The 17560-nt window shown below is 64.6% G+C and carries 13 protein-coding genes; 8 read left to right on the top strand and 5 right to left on the bottom strand.

Annotated elements, in window-relative coordinates; all coding sequences use genetic code 11:
- Positions 1 to 226: 226 nt before the first annotated feature.
- The 5 genes from lpxC to ACRECX_RS06990 all read left to right on the top strand — a co-directional run bounded on the left by lpxC (position 227) and on the right by ACRECX_RS06990 (position 7074).
- Positions 227 to 1177, top strand: coding sequence for a UDP-3-O-acyl-N-acetylglucosamine deacetylase (gene lpxC, locus ACRECX_RS07010; protein WP_431558110.1), 951 nt, complete (start codon positions 227 to 229; stop codon positions 1175 to 1177).
- Between the two features lie 190 nt (positions 1178 to 1367).
- Positions 1368 to 2246 carry an outer membrane protein assembly factor BamD gene (locus ACRECX_RS07005; RefSeq protein WP_431558109.1) on the top strand — a complete coding sequence of 293 codons (879 nt, stop codon included), beginning with the start codon at positions 1368 to 1370 and terminating at the stop codon, positions 2244 to 2246.
- A 10-nt stretch (positions 2247 to 2256) separates the two neighbouring features.
- Entirely contained in the window at positions 2257 to 3936 is a 1680-nt protein-coding gene (gene recN, locus ACRECX_RS07000; protein ID WP_431558108.1) for a DNA repair protein RecN, read from the top strand.
- A 12-nt stretch (positions 3937 to 3948) separates the two neighbouring features.
- A complete protein-coding gene (gene ligA / locus ACRECX_RS06995; RefSeq protein WP_431558107.1) occupies positions 3949 to 6093 on the top strand; it encodes an NAD-dependent DNA ligase LigA in 2145 nt (714 codons plus the stop codon).
- Positions 6094 to 6126: 33 nt separating this feature from the next.
- Positions 6127 to 7074 (top strand): cation diffusion facilitator family transporter, encoded by a 948-nt coding sequence (locus ACRECX_RS06990; protein ID WP_431558106.1) that lies wholly within the window; start codon positions 6127 to 6129, stop codon positions 7072 to 7074.
- A 2-nt stretch (positions 7075 to 7076) separates the two neighbouring features.
- Here ACRECX_RS06990 and ACRECX_RS06985 read toward each other — a convergent pair whose 3' ends face one another.
- Both ACRECX_RS06985 and ACRECX_RS06980 read right to left on the bottom strand, forming a co-directional pair.
- Positions 7077 to 8903 carry an aminopeptidase P family protein gene (locus tag ACRECX_RS06985; RefSeq protein WP_431558105.1) on the bottom strand — a complete coding sequence of 609 codons (1827 nt, stop codon included), beginning with the start codon at positions 8901 to 8903 and terminating at the stop codon, positions 7077 to 7079.
- A gap of 33 nt (positions 8904 to 8936) precedes the next feature.
- The gene (locus ACRECX_RS06980; protein ID WP_431558104.1) at positions 8937 to 9821 is read right to left on the bottom strand and encodes a 50S ribosomal protein L11 methyltransferase; all 885 of its coding nucleotides are present in this window, start codon (positions 9819 to 9821) and stop codon (positions 8937 to 8939) included.
- Between the two features lie 240 nt (positions 9822 to 10061).
- Here ACRECX_RS06980 and ACRECX_RS06975 point away from each other — a divergent pair, with 240 nt between their 5' ends.
- The gene (locus ACRECX_RS06975; protein ID WP_431558103.1) at positions 10062 to 11249 is read left to right on the top strand and encodes a calcium-binding protein; all 1188 of its coding nucleotides are present in this window, start codon (positions 10062 to 10064) and stop codon (positions 11247 to 11249) included.
- A 76-nt stretch (positions 11250 to 11325) separates the two neighbouring features.
- Here the strand turns inward: ACRECX_RS06975 and ACRECX_RS06970 are convergent, their stop codons facing one another.
- Complete coding sequence (locus tag ACRECX_RS06970; RefSeq protein ID WP_431558102.1) at positions 11326 to 12417, bottom strand: helix-turn-helix transcriptional regulator; 1092 nt, start codon at positions 12415 to 12417, stop codon at positions 11326 to 11328.
- 172 nt (positions 12418 to 12589) lie between these two features.
- Here ACRECX_RS06970 and ACRECX_RS06965 point away from each other — a divergent pair, with 172 nt between their 5' ends.
- A complete protein-coding gene (locus ACRECX_RS06965; RefSeq protein ID WP_431558101.1) occupies positions 12590 to 13756 on the top strand; it encodes a calcium-binding protein in 1167 nt (388 codons plus the stop codon).
- A gap of 323 nt (positions 13757 to 14079) precedes the next feature.
- The gene (locus ACRECX_RS06960; RefSeq protein ID WP_431558100.1) at positions 14080 to 14406 is read left to right on the top strand and encodes a hypothetical protein; all 327 of its coding nucleotides are present in this window, start codon (positions 14080 to 14082) and stop codon (positions 14404 to 14406) included.
- A gap of 94 nt (positions 14407 to 14500) precedes the next feature.
- Here ACRECX_RS06960 and ACRECX_RS06955 read toward each other — a convergent pair whose 3' ends face one another.
- Positions 14501 to 14788: a hypothetical protein gene (locus tag ACRECX_RS06955; protein ID WP_431558099.1), complete on the bottom strand. Its 288-nt coding sequence runs from the start codon at positions 14786 to 14788 to the stop codon at positions 14501 to 14503.
- Positions 14789 to 15130: 342 nt separating this feature from the next.
- Positions 15131 to 17488, bottom strand: coding sequence for an ATP-dependent helicase (locus tag ACRECX_RS06950; protein ID WP_431558098.1), 2358 nt, complete (start codon positions 17486 to 17488; stop codon positions 15131 to 15133).
- Between the last annotated feature and the right edge of the window lie 72 nt (positions 17489 to 17560).

Below are 17560 nucleotides of genomic sequence, written 5' to 3'. Positions count from 1 at the left end.
TTAGGAGTGCTTGCGGCCCGTAATACAGTGAAAGAAACCGTGATTTGTCGCCCCTGAGTCCGAAGGTTAAGGTTCTTACTAGATTGATCGGCAGAACCAAAAAGGCACATCAGGGCCGGAGTACACGGTCATAAGTGCCAGGGAACGCTGATCGATGGGGGGCTCGGGGTCTTCTCCCGAGCTAAGTAGGGAACCATAAAAGACGGCGCGGGGGCCGACGGGGGCCATGAGGGGTTTCATAGGGGCACGCCAGACTACGCTTGCCAGCGAGATTTCACTGACAGGCACGGGGGTCCACAGCGGAGCGCCAGTTTCTATCGTTCTTTGTCCCGCTGACGGCGATACCGGGATCCGCTTCCTGATTTCCAACGGTGATGCAGACGGTACTGAGATCGCTGCCGACCAGCAGTGGGTCACCGGCGTCACCTTGTGCACCATCCTTGGCGACGGCAATGGGGCCTCGATCGCGACCGTGGAGCATCTGCTCGCGGCTCTGCGCGGCCTCGGCGTCGACAATGCCCTGATTGAGATCGACAGCGCCGAAGTGCCGATCATGGACGGCAGTGCCGCCCGGTTCGTCGAGGCGATCGACGAGGTCGGCCTGACCGAGCTCGAGGCGCCGCGCCGCTTCCTGAAGATCTTGAAGCCGATCCGTATCGAGGACGGTGGAGCGGTTGGCGAATTGACCCCCCATAACGGCTTTCGTCTCGACGTGGAGATCGACTTCGACACGCCGTTGATCGGCACCCAGAGGATCGAGATTGACATCAATCCCGGCTCGTTCCGCCGCGAACTGGCCCGTGCCCGCACTTTCGGTTTCATGAAGGATGTCGAGCGGCTGTGGGCCGCCGGCCTGGCCCTCGGCGCCTCGCTCGAGAACACCGTTGCCATCGGCGACGATCGCATCATCAATCGCGAAGGCTTGCGCTTCTCCGACGAGTTCGTGCGCCACAAGGCGCTCGACGCGGTCGGCGATCTTGCGCTCGCGGGCGCGCCGATTCTCGGCGCCTACCGCTCCCTGCGGGGCGGGCATCGATTGAATGCGCTCGTGCTCAAGGCGCTGTTCGCCGACGCCGAGGCTTGGACCATGGTCGAGGCCCCGCGCTATCGCGAGGTGCGGCATGCCGAGCTTAGCCACCGCCTCGCCGCAGCGAATTTCGCCGCCGAGCGGAGCTAGGCGAAGCCCTCAGCAGAAACAGCTGTTTGTGCGGGCAGGTCTCTTGCCAAGCCCGTGCGCGGGGATCTGCCGCCCGGGCAAAAAAACACCATAATCCACGGGTTGGGTGCTAAGAGCCTGTGTTGGCGCTTGTCCAAGGGGGGATTTGCGCCGAAAAGACGGGCATCAGGGGCGTTCTTTGAGGGGTAGCATGGCCGGTCCGGGAAAGCCGCTTGGCGCGCCGACGCGTCCTGAGCCCGCGGGCCGCTGCCGGCTTGCCTGCCTCGTCGGTCTCGCGCTCGCCACCTCCCTCCTTGCCGGTTGCGGCTCGCTGTTCGGCAGCAAGCCCGAGATCGTGAACAACGATCCGCCCAACGTCATCTACGGCAAGGCGGAGGCGCTGATCGACAAGGGCGATTACAAGGAAGCGGCCCGCGAATACGAGCAGGTCGACATCAACCATCCCTATTCGCAGGAAGCACGCCGGGCCATCGTCATGGCGGCCTATGCGTACTACAAAGCCGGCCAGTACGACGACGCAGTGTCCGCCGCCGACCGCTACCTGACCCTCCATCCCGGCACGAAGGAATCGGACCTCGCCCAGAACGTCATCGGCATGTCCTATTACGACCAGATCCTCGATCCGAAGCGCGATCAGACCTACGCCCGCCGATCGCTCTCCGCCTATGACACCCTGCTCCAGCGCTATCCCGATTCGCGCTATGCGCCCGAGGCGACCAACCGGGCGCGCATCCTGCGCGACCTCCTGGCGGCGAGCGAGATGCAGGTCGGCCGCTATTATCTGCGCAAGAACAACTTTCTTGCGGCTATCAATCGCTTCCGCACCGTGGTCACCGATTACCAGACCACCGAGCAGGTGGAAGAGGCCTTGATGCGCTTGACCGAGGCTTATATGGCCTTAGGCATCGTCAACGAGGCCCAGACGGCGGCTGCCGTGCTTGGCCACAACTTTCCGGACAGTCAGTGGTACAAGCACGCCTACAGTCTCTTAGGGAAGCGTGGGCTGGCGCCGCAAGAGCACGAAGGCTCGTGGATCACCAGAACCTGGAGAGGCGGCGGCCAAGCCTGAGGCGCGCGCCATGCTAGCCGCTCTGTCGATCCGCGATATCGTTCTGATCGACAAGCTCGATCTCGAATTCGGCCAAGGCTTGTCCGTGCTCACCGGCGAAACTGGCGCCGGCAAGTCGATCCTGCTCGACGCGTTCTCCCTTGCCGTCGGCGCCCGCGGTGACGCCTCTCTAGTGCGGCGCGGTGCGGGGCAGGGCCAGGTGACGGCGACCTTCGAGTTGGCCACCGGCCACCCCGTGCTCGCGCTCCTGACCGGCAACGGCATTCCCGTGGAGGATGTGTTGATCCTGCGCAGAGTACAGGGTGTGGACGGCCGGAGCCGCGCCTTCATCAACGACACTGGCGTGAGCGTGCAGCTCCTCCGGCAGGTGGGCCAGGCGCTGGTGGAGATCCACGGCCAGCACGACGAACGGGCGCTGATCGACCCAAGCGGCCACCGCGACCTGGTGGACGCCTTCGGCGGCCTGAGCGCCGGCGCCGCCCGCGTCGCCGCTGCCTACCAGGTATGGCTGGAGGCCGATGCCGCTCGTGCCCGCCATGAGAGCGAGATCGCCGCCACCCGCGCCAATGCCGACTACGTCGCCCACGCACTCGAAGAGCTTCGGACGCTGGCGCCGGAGCCGGGCGAGGAAGAGGCGCTGGCCGCACGCCGCCAGCTGATGATGAACGCCGAGAAGATCGCCGCCGAGCTGTCAGAGGCCCTGGTTGCGCTCCAAGGCGAGGGCACGGCCGGCGCCAGGCTCGCAGCGGCGCTCCGCCGGATCGAACGCCAGGCGGTAGCCGGAGGGCCTTTGCTGAGCCAGGTCGGCGAGGCGCTGGAGCGCGTGCTCGTCGAGACCGACGCCGCCCGCGCCAAGATCGACGACGCGCTATCGCTGACCGCCTTCGAGCCGGGCGACCTTGAGCGGGCCGAGGAGCGGCTGTTCGCGCTCCGCGCGCTCGCCCGCAAACATCGGGTGCAAGTGGACGATCTGCCGGCGCTCGCCCAGCGCCTCGAAGCCGAGCTCCAAACACTCGATACCAGCGAGGGGCGGGCGGCGGAGCTGGCCAAGGCAGCGGAAGCCGCGCGCAAGGCCTATGAGACGGCGGCGCGCGACTTGAGCAAAGCGCGCCACGACGCCGCCGGGCGGCTCGACCAGGAGGTGGCGCAAGAGCTTACGCCCCTGAAGCTCGACAAAGCGCAGTTCATCACCCATATCGACACCGTAAATCTCGCCGAGGGCGGCCCCTCCGGCATCGACCGTGTGGCCTTCTGGGTGAGGACCAACCCCGGCACCGAGCCCGGTCCCTTGATGAAGGTCGCCTCCGGCGGCGAGCTCGCCCGCTTCATTCTCGCGCTGAAAGTCGTGCTCGCGTCCCGCGGCTCTGCGCCGACTCTGATCTTTGACGAGGCCGACGCCGGCGTCGGCGGCGCCACGGCGGCGGCAGTCGGCGAGCGTCTGGCTGGGCTCGCGGCGAACGTCCAGGTGCTCGCCGTGACCCATGCGCCGCAGGTGGCGGCGCTCGCCCATGGGCACTTGATGATCGCCAAAGAGGCGGTCGCCGGCCCCCACGGCGAGGCCATGGCGACCCACGTCGCGGTGCTCGAAGGCGCTCACCGCCGGGAGGAGATCGCCCGCATGCTTGCGGGGCAGACCATCACCGACGAGGCCCGCGCCGCGGCCGAGCGGCTGATGAGCCGTACCGCGTAACGTTTTGAAACCATGAGCAAGAAAAAGTCGAAGCAGGACGCTTCACCCTTGGCGGCGAAGCCGGTCGCGGACCTGAGCGAGGTGGAGGCTACACAGGAGCTTGCGCGGCTCGCCGCCGCGATCGCCCACCACGACGCCCTGTATTATCGCAAGGACGAGCCGGAGGTCTCCGACGCCGAGTACGACGCGCTCCGCGCGCGCAACGACGCCATCGAGGCGCGCTTCCCCCATCTCGTCCGCGACGATAGCCCGTCGCTCAAAGTCGGCGCCGCGCCGGTGGAGGCCTTCGGCAAGGTCGTGCACCGCGTGCCCATGCTGTCCATCGACAATGCCTTTACCGAGGAGAAGGTCGCGGGTTTTCTCAAAAGCGCCCGCGCTTTTCTCAATCTTTCGCCTGCTGATGCCGTGGAGGTGACCGTTGAGCCCAAGATCGACGGCCTATCGATTGCGCTTCGCTACGAAGAGGGACGCCTCGTGCAGGGCGCAACGCGCGGTGACGGCTACCAAGGGGAAGACGTCACCCAGAATGTCAGCACCATCGGCGACATTCCGAGGTTGATTCGCGCCAAGGATTTTCCGACGCCCTTCGAGCTGCGGGGCGAGATCTACATGCGGCATGCCGATTTCGCGCAGCTGAATGCCGAGCAAGCGGCGCGCGGCGACAAAGTGTTCGCCAATCCGCGCAACGCCGCGGCAGGGTTCGTGCGGCAACTCGATCCGGGCGTTACGGCGCGCCGTCCTCTTCGCTTCTTCGCCTATGGCTGGGGCGAGGTTGCGCGTCTCCCGGCCGATACGCAGTGGGGCATGTACGAGGTGCTGAATGCGTGGGGCTTTCCGGTAAACCCGCTGATGAAGCTCACGAGCAGCATCGAGGAGATGCTTGAAACCTATCGTGAGATCGAAAGCGGACGCGCCGGGCTCGGCTACGATATTGACGGCATCGTCTACAAGATCAACCGGTTCGACCTGCAAAACCGTCTCGGCTTCCGCACCCGTACGCCCCGCTGGGCGCTCGCCCACAAATTTCCCGCCGAGAAGGCGACCACCGTGTTGCGCGACATCGAGATCCAGGTCGGCCGTACCGGCGCGTTGACCCCCGTCGGCAAGCTCGAGCCGGTCACGGTCGGCGGCGTGGTGGTACAGAACGCCACCCTACACAACGAGGATGAGATCGCGCGCAAGGACGTGCGCATCGGCGACACGGTGATCGTGCAGCGGGCCGGCGACGTCATCCCGCAAATTCTCGGCGCGGTTCAAGAGAAGCGGCCTAAGAACGCGAAACGATTCGTATTTCCTGAAACCTGCCCCGCCTGCGGTAGCCACGCCTCGCGCGAGATCAACCCCAACACCGGCAAGGAGGACGCGGTGCGCCGCTGCACCGGCGGGCTGATCTGCCCGGCGCAACGCGTGGAGCGGCTGAAGCATTTCGTCTCGCGCAACGCCTTCGACATCGAAGGGCTTGGCGAGAAGCGCATCCAGGAACTCTACGACGACAACATCATTCAATCGCCGCCGCAAATCTTCACGCTCGCCGCTGAGAACAAGAAACGGCCGTCCAAGCTCGCGGACCGGGAAGGGTGGGGCGAACTGTCGGCGCAGAAGCTATTCGACGCCATCGAGGCGCGGCGCAACGTGCGGCTCGACCGCTTCATCTACGCGCTCGGCATCCGCCATGTGGGCGAGACCACGGCGCGGCTGCTGGCCCGGACCTACGGCACGGCCGACGCCTTCCTCAGGGCGATGCGCGCCGCCGTGAAGAGCCGCGACAGCGAGGCCTTCGCCGACCTCGACAATATCGAAGGCATCGGCCCGACGGTGGCGGCGGCCATCGCCGACTTCTTCGCCGAACCGCACAACGTCGAGGTGGTTCAGGATCTCCTGAAAGAGGTGAAGCCGCAAGCCTTGGAGGCGGTGGACCACGCCTCACCCATTTCCGGCAAAACCGTGGTGTTCACCGGCACCTTGGAGCAGATGACCCGCTCGGAGGCCAAGGCCCGCGCCGAGCGCCTCGGCGCCAAGGTGGCGGGCTCGGTGTCCAAGAACACCGACTATGTGGTGGCGGGGCCCGGCGCCGGCTCGAAGCTTAAGAACGCCAAGGACCTGGGCGTCCAGGTCCTCACCGAGGACGAGTGGCTCAAGCTGATCGAGGACGCCTAAACGAGTGTAGAGAACGGCAGGGAGTTAGTTGTCATGGAAGACCACTCAGCCCATGCCATGCCGAAGCCGGGCGCGAGCAATGAGCGCGCGCTGAAGATTTCGGCCTGGCTTACGGGCATCTATTTTCTCATCGAGCTCGCCATCGGCCTCTACTCAGGTTCGATCGCGGTCATCTCCGATGCCTTCCATACATTCTCCGCGGTCGGCGGCGTGGTTCTCGCCTTCGTCGCCGCCCGCATCGCCCGCCGTCCCGCTGACCTCGACCGCACCTTCGGCCATTATCGCGCCGAGATCATCGGCGCCTTGCTGAACGGCGTCTTTCTCGCCGGCATGGCGATTCTTGTGCTGGTCATGGGGGCGATGCGCTTGCGGCACCCCATCGAGCTGCCGACGACACCGATGTTGATCGCGGCGGGGGGCGGCATCGTCACCGAGGTGATTTCGCTGAGACTGCTTTACGGCGGCCAGAAAGGCGACCTCAACCTGCGCGGCGCCTTCTGGCACGTCATGCAGACCTTCGTCGGCAGTATCCTCATCATCATCGCCGCCGCCGTGATCTACTTCACGGGGTTCTTTGCCATCGACCCTCTGCTCGGCATGGCGTTCGGCGTGGTGCTGCTGGCGGCCTCGTGGGGGATCATCCGCGATTCGCTCTTCATTTTGATGGAGGGGGCGCCGAAGGGGATCGACCTGCCGGCAGTCGCGCGCGCGCTGGCTGACTTGCCGCACGTGACCGGTGTGCATCATGTTCACGCCTGGACGCTGACCTCCGACAAGCATGTCTTCTCCGCCCATCTGCGCACCGACGCGCCGGAGAAAGAGGCGCAGATTCTTGCCGAGGCCCATGGCCTGCTGCGCGAGCGGTTCGGGTTCTACTTCTCGACGATCCAGGTCGAGACCAAATGCCTCGATGAGGATCACGCCCGCGATCTCGATATCTCCGCCTTGTTGCGCCTGCCGATGCCGGCAACGACGAAATGAGCCTACCCGATCGGCGCGGTGGCGTGGCGGAGCCAGGGCCGGTCGTCGCTCAGTAAAAGCGGCTCGAGCTCGCGCCGCACCCGCGCATGGTAGGCGTTGAGCCAGTCGAGCTCCCACTTCACGAACTGCTTCGGATCGATCAGGCGGCGGTCGAACGGCACCAAGGTCAAAGTCTCGAAGCCCATCATCTTTCGCTCGCCGCCTTCGATCTTCTCGAGCGGCGTGACCAGGATCAGATTCTCGAGCCTGATGCCGTATTCGCCCTCGCGGTAATAGCCAGGCTCGTTGGACAGGATCATGCCGGGCTCGAGCTCGACCGTGCCGAGCCGCGACAGGCGCTGCGGCCCCTCATGGACCGAAAGATAGCTGCCGACGCCGTGCCCCGTGCCGTGGTCGAAGTCGAGCCCCGCCTCCCACAGCGGCCGCCGCGCGAACGGATCGAGGTCCTGGCCGCGCGTGCCCTTGGGGAAGCGCGCCGTGGCGATGGCGATATGGGCCTTGAGCACGGTCCCGTAATGCCGCCGCATCTCTGCGGTCGGCTTGCCGATGGCCACCGTGCGGGTCACGTCGGTGGTGCCGTCGACATATTGGCCGCCGGAGTCGATGAGATAGAGCGAACCTTTGTCCAGGGTCCGCTTCGAGGCGTTGGTCGGCCGGTAATGCACCACGGCGCCGTTCGGACCTGAGGCCGAGATGGTGTCGAAGCTGATGTCCTTGAGTTGGCCCGACTCGCGCCGGAACTCCTCGAGCTTCATCGCCGCCGACACTTCGTCCACGCGCCCTGACTCGCCCATCTCGTCGAGCCAGGAAAGGAACCGAGACATGGCCGCGCCGTCGCGCAGGTGGACCGCGCGGGCCCCGTCGATCTCCGCCTTGGTCTTCGTCGCCTTGGGCAGGACGCAAGGGTCGTCGCCGGGCACGAATTTGACGCCGTCCGCCTCGAGCGCGCGGGCGAAGCGCATCGACGCCGATTCGGGATCGAGACGCACCCGCCGTTTCTCCGCGGCGAGCGCCTTGAGCCGCTCGTCGAGCTCCTCCGGCTTGGCGAGATCGACATGCGCCTTCAGGATGCCGCGGATATTGTCGCCGACCTTGGCCGGATCGATGAACAGGGTGGGACGCCCGGTGGCCGGCACGATGGCGAAGGCGAGCGCCACCGGCGTGTGCTTGATGTCGCCGCCGCGAATGTTGAATAGCCAGCACACCGAGTCCGGCGCGGTGAGCAGCACCGCGTCCTGCTGGTCCTCGGTGAGCTTCGCCTGAACCTCGGCGATCTTCTGTTGAACGCTCCGCCCGGTGAACTCGACCGGCTGGAGGAAGATGGGCGATGCGGACGGCTTCGGCCGCTCTTGCCCCCACTGCGCATCGATGGGGTTGTCGGCAACCGGCACGAGCTTGATGCCGGCCGGCGCCAAAGCCTTGGTGAGGCGCTCGATCTCCTTGATGGTGTGCAGCGCCGGGTCGTAGCCCACCGAATTGCCGCGGGTAAGCGTGTCGATCAGCCAGCTCGACGGCTTGGCCTCGGGAACCTGCAACACCTCGAACACGTCGAGATCGACCTGCTTGCGCGCCTGGAGCACGTAGCGCCCGTCGACGAACAGGGCGCAACCCTTGTCGGTGATAATGGCGACCCCGGCCGAGCCGGTGAACCCGGTGAGCCAGGCGAGCCGCTCCTCCGACGGCGGCAGGAACTCGTTCTGGTGCTGATCGCTATGGGGAACGAGGAAGCCCTTGAGCCGCCGCGACTTCAATTCCCGCTGGAGCGCCTTGACCCGGTCGCTGCTTGCGGCGGAGCTGGTGCGCCCGGCCTCTTCGAAACTCTGATACATGCCGCACCTTGTAAGCCGAAGCGTTGCCCGCGATCAATCGCACAAAGCCCTTGCGCTGCGACGCGTTAGCACCAGGGTGGCCCATCCGTCGAGAATGATCCGCGTTTTCATGGCGAAACCGTGGGTGCAATAACAGGCCGCCACGCCCCCGGCCTGGCTGGCGGTAAGGCCTGATAGGATCGCCACGCCGCCTGGGGTCATGTGCCGCGCGAATTCTGGCGCGAGTGCGCGCAAGGGACGCTCAACCAGATTGGCGAGGATCAGATCGGCCGTTGCCCGCCTCAGGCGGGGATGGGCGAAGCCCGGCGCCTCGATGACCCGCACCGTCGGCCGGGCGCAGTTCTTCCCGGCGTTGTCCGCGGCAACGGCCACGGCGATTGGATCGTTGTCGCTCGCTAATACGCTCCGCTTGAGCGCATTGGCGGCGGCGATGGCCAACACGCCTGTGCCGGTGCCGATATCGACAATGGTCCGGGGGCGCCGGCGCTTCAGCTCATCGTCGATCGCGAGCAGGCAGCCACGCGTGCTGGCATGATGGGCGGTGCCGAACGCTTGGCCTGCGTCGATCTCGATCACGAAGCGATGTCGTGGCGCGCGGGCCCGGTCGTGACTGCCATGGACGAAGAACCGCCCGGCCCGCACCGGCCCGCGCTTCCCTTGCGAGACCGTCACCCAGTCCTGGTCGGACACTTCCTCGATACGCAGGGTGACCGGCTCGCCTTCGGCCGCGACGTCGATGAGGGTCGCGAGAGCGTTGCGCGCGGGTGGGTACCCGTACAGAGCGGAAATTTCGAACTGGCCGTTGCCGAGCTCGAAATGACTGACGGAGAGCGCAAGCGGCTCCTCCGCCGCGTCGAGCGCGCGGGCGATGCGCCCCGCCGCCGGCGCGCCGGCTTCGATGATCGCTTGGTGAACCATTGCTCCATTCATGATTTGGAAGAGCCTGTCACGTCATCGAAGGTCCGGTGTCGAGCAGCTGCCTGCGCGCGCAAATGCATTCTGACGCAAGGGGACAGCCCGGAGGAAGACACCAACTGAAAGATTGCGTTAACTGCGTCGGCAGCTTTGGTCTCAACTGCAGATTGATGCTAACCGGCACTTGTCTAGATTCCCCTCCTCAAGCCAACGCGGCCACAGCCCTTGTGGCAGGAGGCGAGCATGGCACAATTCAACGCTTCGACCACCATCACTGCCGACGATTTCGACTCGGTCAACCCCTCGGTCGAATATGCGGCGGATGACGTAGCACTGACGATCGCTGCCGGCGTCTTCCGCGGCTCGGGCTTCTCCTGCGTCGACAGCAACTTCGCAAATAGCACGCTGATCAACAACGGCACCATTTTCTCTTCGGGGTTTGCCGGCGTGGCCTTCGACAGTACCAATGCCGTCATCACCAACAATGCCTCCGGCACCATCTCCGCCCTGATCGGCATCAATCTCGAGAGTGTCGGCGCCACCGTCACTAATCATGGCCGGATCTTCGGTCATGAGGACACGGGTGTCATATTCAGCACGAGCTCCGACCAAGTCGTACTGACCAACACCGGAGAGATTTTCGGCCACGTCCAGGGCATCCTCGATTTTTCCCCGATAACCGGCGGCACCATCGTCAATTCCGGCTTGATTCACTCCGATCAGTGGGGCGTGGCGATTGATACCGACACTGGGCTGATCACGGTAATAACGAACGCTGCCGGCGGCATCATCGAGGGGGACACAGCGGCAATCTTCACGGAATCGCGCGGCAGGCTCTCGCTCGACAATCGCGGCACGATCGATGGCGATATCAATTGCAACGCCGGCGTCGGCAACGTCAACGACACGGTGATCAATCGCGGCAAGATCCTGGGCCAAGTGTTTCTTGGCGACGGCGACGACATCTTCAACGGCGCAACCGGAACCTCCGGCAGAGTTTTCGGCGAGGACGGCAACGACACGCTGATCGGCGGTAAGGGCAATGATACGCTGGATGGCGGCGCCGGCATGGACATGATCAGGGGTGGGCGCGGCAAGGATTCGCTCTTCGGCGGTACCGAGGCCGACATCTTCGATTTCAATTCGATCAAGGACTCGGCGAAAGGCAGCAAGCGCGACGTCATCAATGACCTCCTGCGCGGGACGGATACCATCGACCTGGAAGGCATCGACGCCAAGACGGGCGTCTCCGGCAACCAGAAGTTCACATGGATCGCCAAGCAGGACTTCCACGACAAGAAGGGCGAGCTGCGCTACGAGGACAAAGGCAACAAGGTCATCGTGCAGGGCGACGTCGACGGCGACGGCAAGGCCGACTTCGAGATTCTCGTCAAGGTGGGCGCGCTCAACCAGAACGACTTTCTGCTTTAGGCGGCAATCACCGCCTGGCCCGTGCGGCTGCCGCGTCGAGCGTTGGTCGCGGAGTTCACGCGAATATCGTTCATGCTCAGTCGAGCGGCATTGGCGGCAAGAGGCTAAGCAGCCGCACGAGATCGCGCTGATTGGCGGTCTCGGTCTTGCGCAGGATGCTCCCGAGCTGCGTCCGAAGGGTATTTTCCGAAACGCTCCGCCTCATGCCGATCTCGGCAAACGTGCAGCCTGAGAGCAGCGCCAGGGTAACCTCGGCTTCAGCCGGCGTCATCCCAAACATAAGCCTCAGCGTCGACGGGCCTATGTGGGGGCGCGCGGCGGCGGCCCTGATGGTGACAAGCGCGTGTCCACCTTCCTCGGCGAACCGCCGTGGCAGAGACGCTACCAGGCCGAACAAGCGCGTGTTGCCACGCCCTCTCAACACGATTCCGCCTCCGGCCCCGCCCCACGCGGCATCCTGAATCAAGCCTGCAAGGCGTCGGCTCTCCTCCGGGTAGGGCGTGGACAGCCCATGCGAGCTGAGAAGAATGTTGCCGGCCGCAGCCATTCCCTCCGCGGCGGCATTGGCGAAAAGGATTCGGCCTACCGCATCGCAGACGATGGCGCCGAACGCGAGCGCATCGAGGGCCGCGAGCCCCACGTCGGACGCCTCCGAAAGATTCAATCTTTCCTTCAGCTGCAGCGCGCGCTGGAGATGCGGCAAGAGCGACTCCAGGCGCGCCGTATCACTCGGCTCGAACGGGCGACCGCGGGTCTGGCGGTGAACGCCGAGCACGCCGATCCGCCCACGCCCGAGGGGGACAAGGCCGCCGACCGCGTCGACGGTGTCGTACGTCCTGGCGTAGTCGAAATAGAACTCGCTGTTCATGAAGCGGCGGTGCGGCACGAGCTCCGAACCCATGGCGGCCTTGAGCGACAGCCTGCGATCGATCGCCGCCGCCCCCCACAGATCGACCTCTTTGAAATAGGCGACGTAGCGGCTCATCGCATCGGCCGGCAGGCCGTGGGTCGCGCCTTGGGTGATGCGCCCTGCATCGCCGATCCAGAAGAAGGCGGTCTGCCGGTCGAGCGCCTTGGCGAAAGGCGCGGCAAACCCCGGCCAGGACTCGGGATCGAGGGCGGCTTCGTAGATATCGGCGATGAGATCGGCGCGTTGCTGCGCTGCCATCGAGAGGGCCCCGGGGGCTTGCCCGATCGGGCGGCCTCAGAGGTCAGCCCGGGTCTTCGAAGCCGCGAGGCAAGAATACTCCCACCGCATCATTGGTTCCAGTGATGACACCGGGCCCCGTCAGGAGCGAGGTACGTGCCTACTGGACGGCGTTCCACCGAAGGAGTCCGCGATGGGCGGCACCGTAACCACCGACATCTTCCAGGGGGCAAATCCAGGCCTCAGCTTCACACTTCCCGGGGAAACCTGGATCATTGGTTTCGGGATCCAAGTAGTGTCGCAGCAGACTAACGGGGTCTTCAGCGATCAGATCGGGAGCGCGCTGATCAACAACGGCAATATCTACGGCTATTTCTCCGGGGTCAGTTTTCTCGGCTCGGGCGGCGCGATCACAAACAATGCCGGCCACAACATTGTCGGCGGCGGCGCTGGAATTTTTCTGGGCGCCAACGGCGAGACCGTCACCAATCTCGGCACCGTCATGGGCACTGGGGGCTACGGCGTCCAGTTTGGCTTTAATTCAAATGACGTGGTGCTCAACAATAGCGGCGAAGTTTACGGACTGGATGGCGGGGTCTATGCGGGCTCCAGCTCCGAGGGCGGCATAATCCTCAATTCGGGGCTCATCAGATCGGATTTCGACGGCATTCGCGTCGATACCGCTGCAGGACTGTCGACGACCATCGACAACTTCGCCGCAGGCACGATCACAGGCTTCTCCCTCGCCATCCACACCATTAGCGGAGCGATCTCGCTGAACAATAGCGGCACTGTGCAGGGTGCGATTCTCTACCAAGCCCCCAATGCCAACGACACTGTTCGCAATTCAGGGAAAATCAATGGCGAGCTGTTCCTCGGCCAGGGCAACGATACCTTCAATGGCGCCGGCGGGACGTCGGGCGAAGTCAATGGCGAGGCGGGCAACGACACGCTGATCGGCGGCAATAGCGGCGATACGCTAAATGGCGACTCCGGCAACGACACCATCAGGGGCGGCCGCGGCAAGGATTCCCTGTTCGGCGGCCCTGACGCCGACATCTTCGACTTCAACTCCATCAAGGACTCGCTGCCCGGCTCGAAGCGCGACGTCATCCAGGACTTCCAGCGCGGCTCCGATACCATCGACCTAGAGGGAATCGACGCCAAGACGGGCGTCTCCGGCAATCAGAAATTCAACTGGATCGGTAAGAGCGACTTCCACGACAAGAAGGGCGAGCTCCGCTACGAGGACAAGGGCGCGACCGTCATCGTCCAGGGCGACACGAATGGCGACGGCAAGGCCGACTTCGAGATTCTCGTCAAGGTCGCCGCGCTCGGCAAAGGCGACTTCCTGCTTTAGGCGGGAGTTGCTCCTTGGCAGGCGACAGCTCCGCAGGCGCGCAAACAAAGTTCAAGACTACCCATTTGGGTAGTTCGCTCGGCCGTTCCCCCGCCTACAGTTCGTTCGACTTTCCACCACGTCGGAGGAGAGTTGGGAGCAGACGAGCGTCGGCGAGGCAGTTTGTCCGCTCCCCCGGGCTTGTTCTGCTCTCAAGCAGCAAAATTTCGTTTATCTCAGCCCGGAGACCCTTCATGCATGCACCATCCGTTGCCCTCGCTATCGCCGCGCTTGTGGCGACTGCCGTAATCCCATTGAAATCACTAGCCGAAGATCAGCCGAAGATGAGCGCGGCCGAAATCGCCGAGGGTCAATCCAAGGCCGGTGTCGCCAATGCCCTCGTTATCCTTGGCCGCTCCGCCAAGGATTCCGACATGCTCATGGTTGCCGCGAAATTGCTGGCCGATATCGACGCGCCTGTCGCCGATCCGTCAGGAAAATCCACCGACGGAAAGCCGGCGTATTACGATGTCGATGCCATCGTCGTCGAAGCCGACGGCTACAGCGCCAATCGCAGTGCCGCCAAACCCGCCTCGCGCAATTACCAAGGCTTCTGCCATTACGAGTATCTCTGCAACAGCCTGAGCTGTAGCTATGTCTGGGTCTGCTAATCCCCAACGGGTTTCGGCAGCGGACTGACAGAGCGTCGAGCGGGTCGTGTGAGGCAAGAGCGCGTCCCGACCCGCTCGACCTTGCTTCTTGCGGCTATTGCGTCTGGGTCTGGGTGTCCCGGGCGGGTTCGCCAAACGGCCTGGCGAAACAGACTTGCACCGCCGCCTCGTGGACGCATGGCGCGCCGGCCGGCGAGCCGCAGATCGACGCGAGCTTGGTCTGGGAGACGCAGGTCCCTTCCGGCCCGCGCCAGCCCGGTCCGCCTTTGCAGCCGCACCCTTTGCAGCTACAGCCCTCCTGGGCGAGGGTGGCCGTCACCACGGCGAGCGACGCGAAGGAAAGCGAAAAAAGTACTAGAAAACCGGCGACTAGGGCACGCATGTCCATCTCCCTCTGGAACGACGGGACCCGTGTACACGTTTTGTTCTCATCGCTCAAGTGCCGGGTTCCGAAGCACGCGTGGCTTCTTGGTAGGTTTTCGCTGCGATGGTCTAATGAGCCATGGCCGACGACGCCGACAGCCTTGTGCCTTGAGCATCTCCGTGCGATCCGCGGTGACGTCAGCGATATCAAAGCGGAAATGCAGGACGTGAAAATGCGCGTCAGCTCAATCGAACTGAGCATCGGCCTTCTTAACGGGCGCGTGGACCGTATGGAAGCGCGGCTTTCCCGCCATCGAGCCTAGGCTGGAATTGACCAAAGCCTGACGCACAGGGGCGCCTATCACACCCGCTCGACGAACGTGTCCACCACCTTCTTGCGCCCCGCCTTCTCGAAATCGACGGTGAGCTTGTTGCCGTCGACCTGCGCCACCCGGCCATAGCCGAACTTCTGGTGGAACACTCGCTCGCCCACATCGAGGCCGGCGCCTTCCGCCGTGCTCGCGGCGACCAAGGTGCCTTCGATGGTCAGCGGCTCGCGCCGCGGCGCAGAAGGCGCGCCACTCTTGGGGCGATTGCGCTGCGCGCGCTGCCAGCCCGGCGTCTCGTAGAAGCCGGACGCGAATAAATTCTCCGCGCTATCGAACCGGCTCGGCCCATAGCCGCGCAAGCCCTTGTCCTCGGCCACCGTCACGTGGTCGACCGGAAGTTCATCGATGAAGCGCGACGGCAGCGCCGTCTGCCACATGCCGTGATTGCGCCGGTTCTGGGCGAAGGTAATCTTTACGCGCTTGCGCGCCCGGGTGATGCCGACATGAGCGAGGCGGCGCTCCTCTTCGAGCCCTGAGCGGCCCGACTCATCGAGGCTCCGCTGATGGGGCAGGAGGCCTTCGTCCCAGCCGGGCAGGAACACCGTGTCGAATTCGAGCCCCTTGGCCGAGTGCAGGGTCATGAGATTGACCCGGTCGGTGCCTTCCTCGGTCTGCGCGTCCATCACCAAGGACACGTGCTCCATGAATCCGGCGAGCGTGTCGAACTCGTCCATGAAGCGGATCAGCTCTTTCAGGTTCTCGAGCTTCGACTGCGCCTGCGGCGAGCGTTCCGCCTGCCACATGCCGGTATAGCCGGACTCATCGAGGATCAACTCGGCGAGCTTGGTATGGCGCATGGTGTCGATCGACACGCGCCAGCGGTCGAAATCGGCGACGAGGTCGGCGAGCGCCTTGCGCGGCTTCGGCTTCAGCTCCTCGGTCTCGACGATGAGCCGCGCCGCCTGCATCAGCGGCACACCATTGGCGCGCGCAAGCTGATGCAGCGACTTCAACGTGGCCTCGCCCAAGCCCCGCCGCGGCGTATTGACGATGCGCTCGAACTTCAAATCGTTCGCCGGGTTCAAGGTCACCTCGAAATAGGCGGTGGCGTCCCTGATCTCCTGGCGCTCGTAGAAGCGCGGGCCGCCGATCACGCGATAGTCGAGGCCGAGCGTGATGAACCGATCCTCGAAGGCGCGCATCTGGAAGCTCGCCCGTACCAGAATGGCGATCTCGTTCAGCGAATGCTCCTGGCGCTGGAGCTGCTCGATATCCTCGCCGATGACCCGTGCCTCTTCCTCGTCGTCCCAGCAACCTTCGACGATGACCTTCTCGCCGACGTCGTCGTCGGTGCGCAAGGTTTTGCCGAGTCGCCCCTGATTGTGCGCGATCAGCCCCGAGGCCGCCGCGAGAATATGCGCGGTCGAACGGTAGTTGCGCTCGAGCCGGATGATCTTGGCGCCCGGAAAGTCCGTCTCGAAGCGGAGGATGTTGTCGACCTCGGCGCCGCGCCAGCCATAGATCGACTGATCGTCGTCGCCGACGCAGCAGATATTGCCGTTGCCTTGGGCGAGGAGCCGCAGCCACAGATATTGCGCGACGTTGGAGTCCTGATACTCGTCCACCAGCATGAAGTGGAAGCGCTGCTGATATTTTTCGAGCACGTCCACATGCTCTTGGAACAGGCGCAAGTTCTCCAAGAGAAGATCGCCGAAATCGGCGGCGTTCAGATCCTTGAGCCGCCGCTGATAAAGTGCGTAAAGGTCGCGCGCCCTGCCGTTGGCGAAGGCGAAGCTCTCGCCCTCGGGCACGCGCTTCGGGGTAAGCCCCCGGTTCTTCCAGCCGTCGATCATGGCGGCGAGCAGCCGCGCCGGCCAACGCTTCTCGTCGATGTTCTCCGCTTCCAGCAGCTGCTTGAGCAGCCTGATCTGGTCGTCGGTGTCGAGCACGGTGAAGGACGGCTTCAAGTCGACCAGCTCGGCGTGGCGGCGCAGGATCTTGACGCCTATGGCGTGAAACGTGCCGAGCCAGGGCATGCCCTCGACCACGCCGCCGATCAGCTCGCTCACCCGGGACTTCATCTCCCGCGCTGCTTTGTTGGTGAAGGTGACGGCGAGGATCTGCGATGGCCAGGCGCGGCCCTGGCTCAGGATATGGGCGATACGCGTCGTGAGCACCCGCGTCTTGCCGGTGCCGGCGCCGGCCAGCACGAGAAGCGGCCCGTCGAGGGTCTCCACCGCCTCCCGCTGCTCCGGGTTCAGAGCATCGAGATAGTCGGCAGGGCGCCGGCGCATCGCCCGCTGCGACAGGGGCAGCGCCTCGGTGTGCTCTTGATCTTCCTCAGGGGACGGCAGGGCAGCCTCGGCTGCGGTGGCGCGAATCTTAGCCATGTCTCAAGGAACTATATCACCCCGCCAAGTCGGAAAAGATAGGTCCAGCCGGACTGGCACAGCAAACCGGCT

Source organism: Methyloceanibacter sp., assembly GCF_050726195.1.
GTDB lineage: Bacteria > Pseudomonadota > Alphaproteobacteria > Rhizobiales > Methyloligellaceae > Methyloceanibacter.
This window is presented reverse-complemented; position numbering and strand designations above follow the sequence as displayed.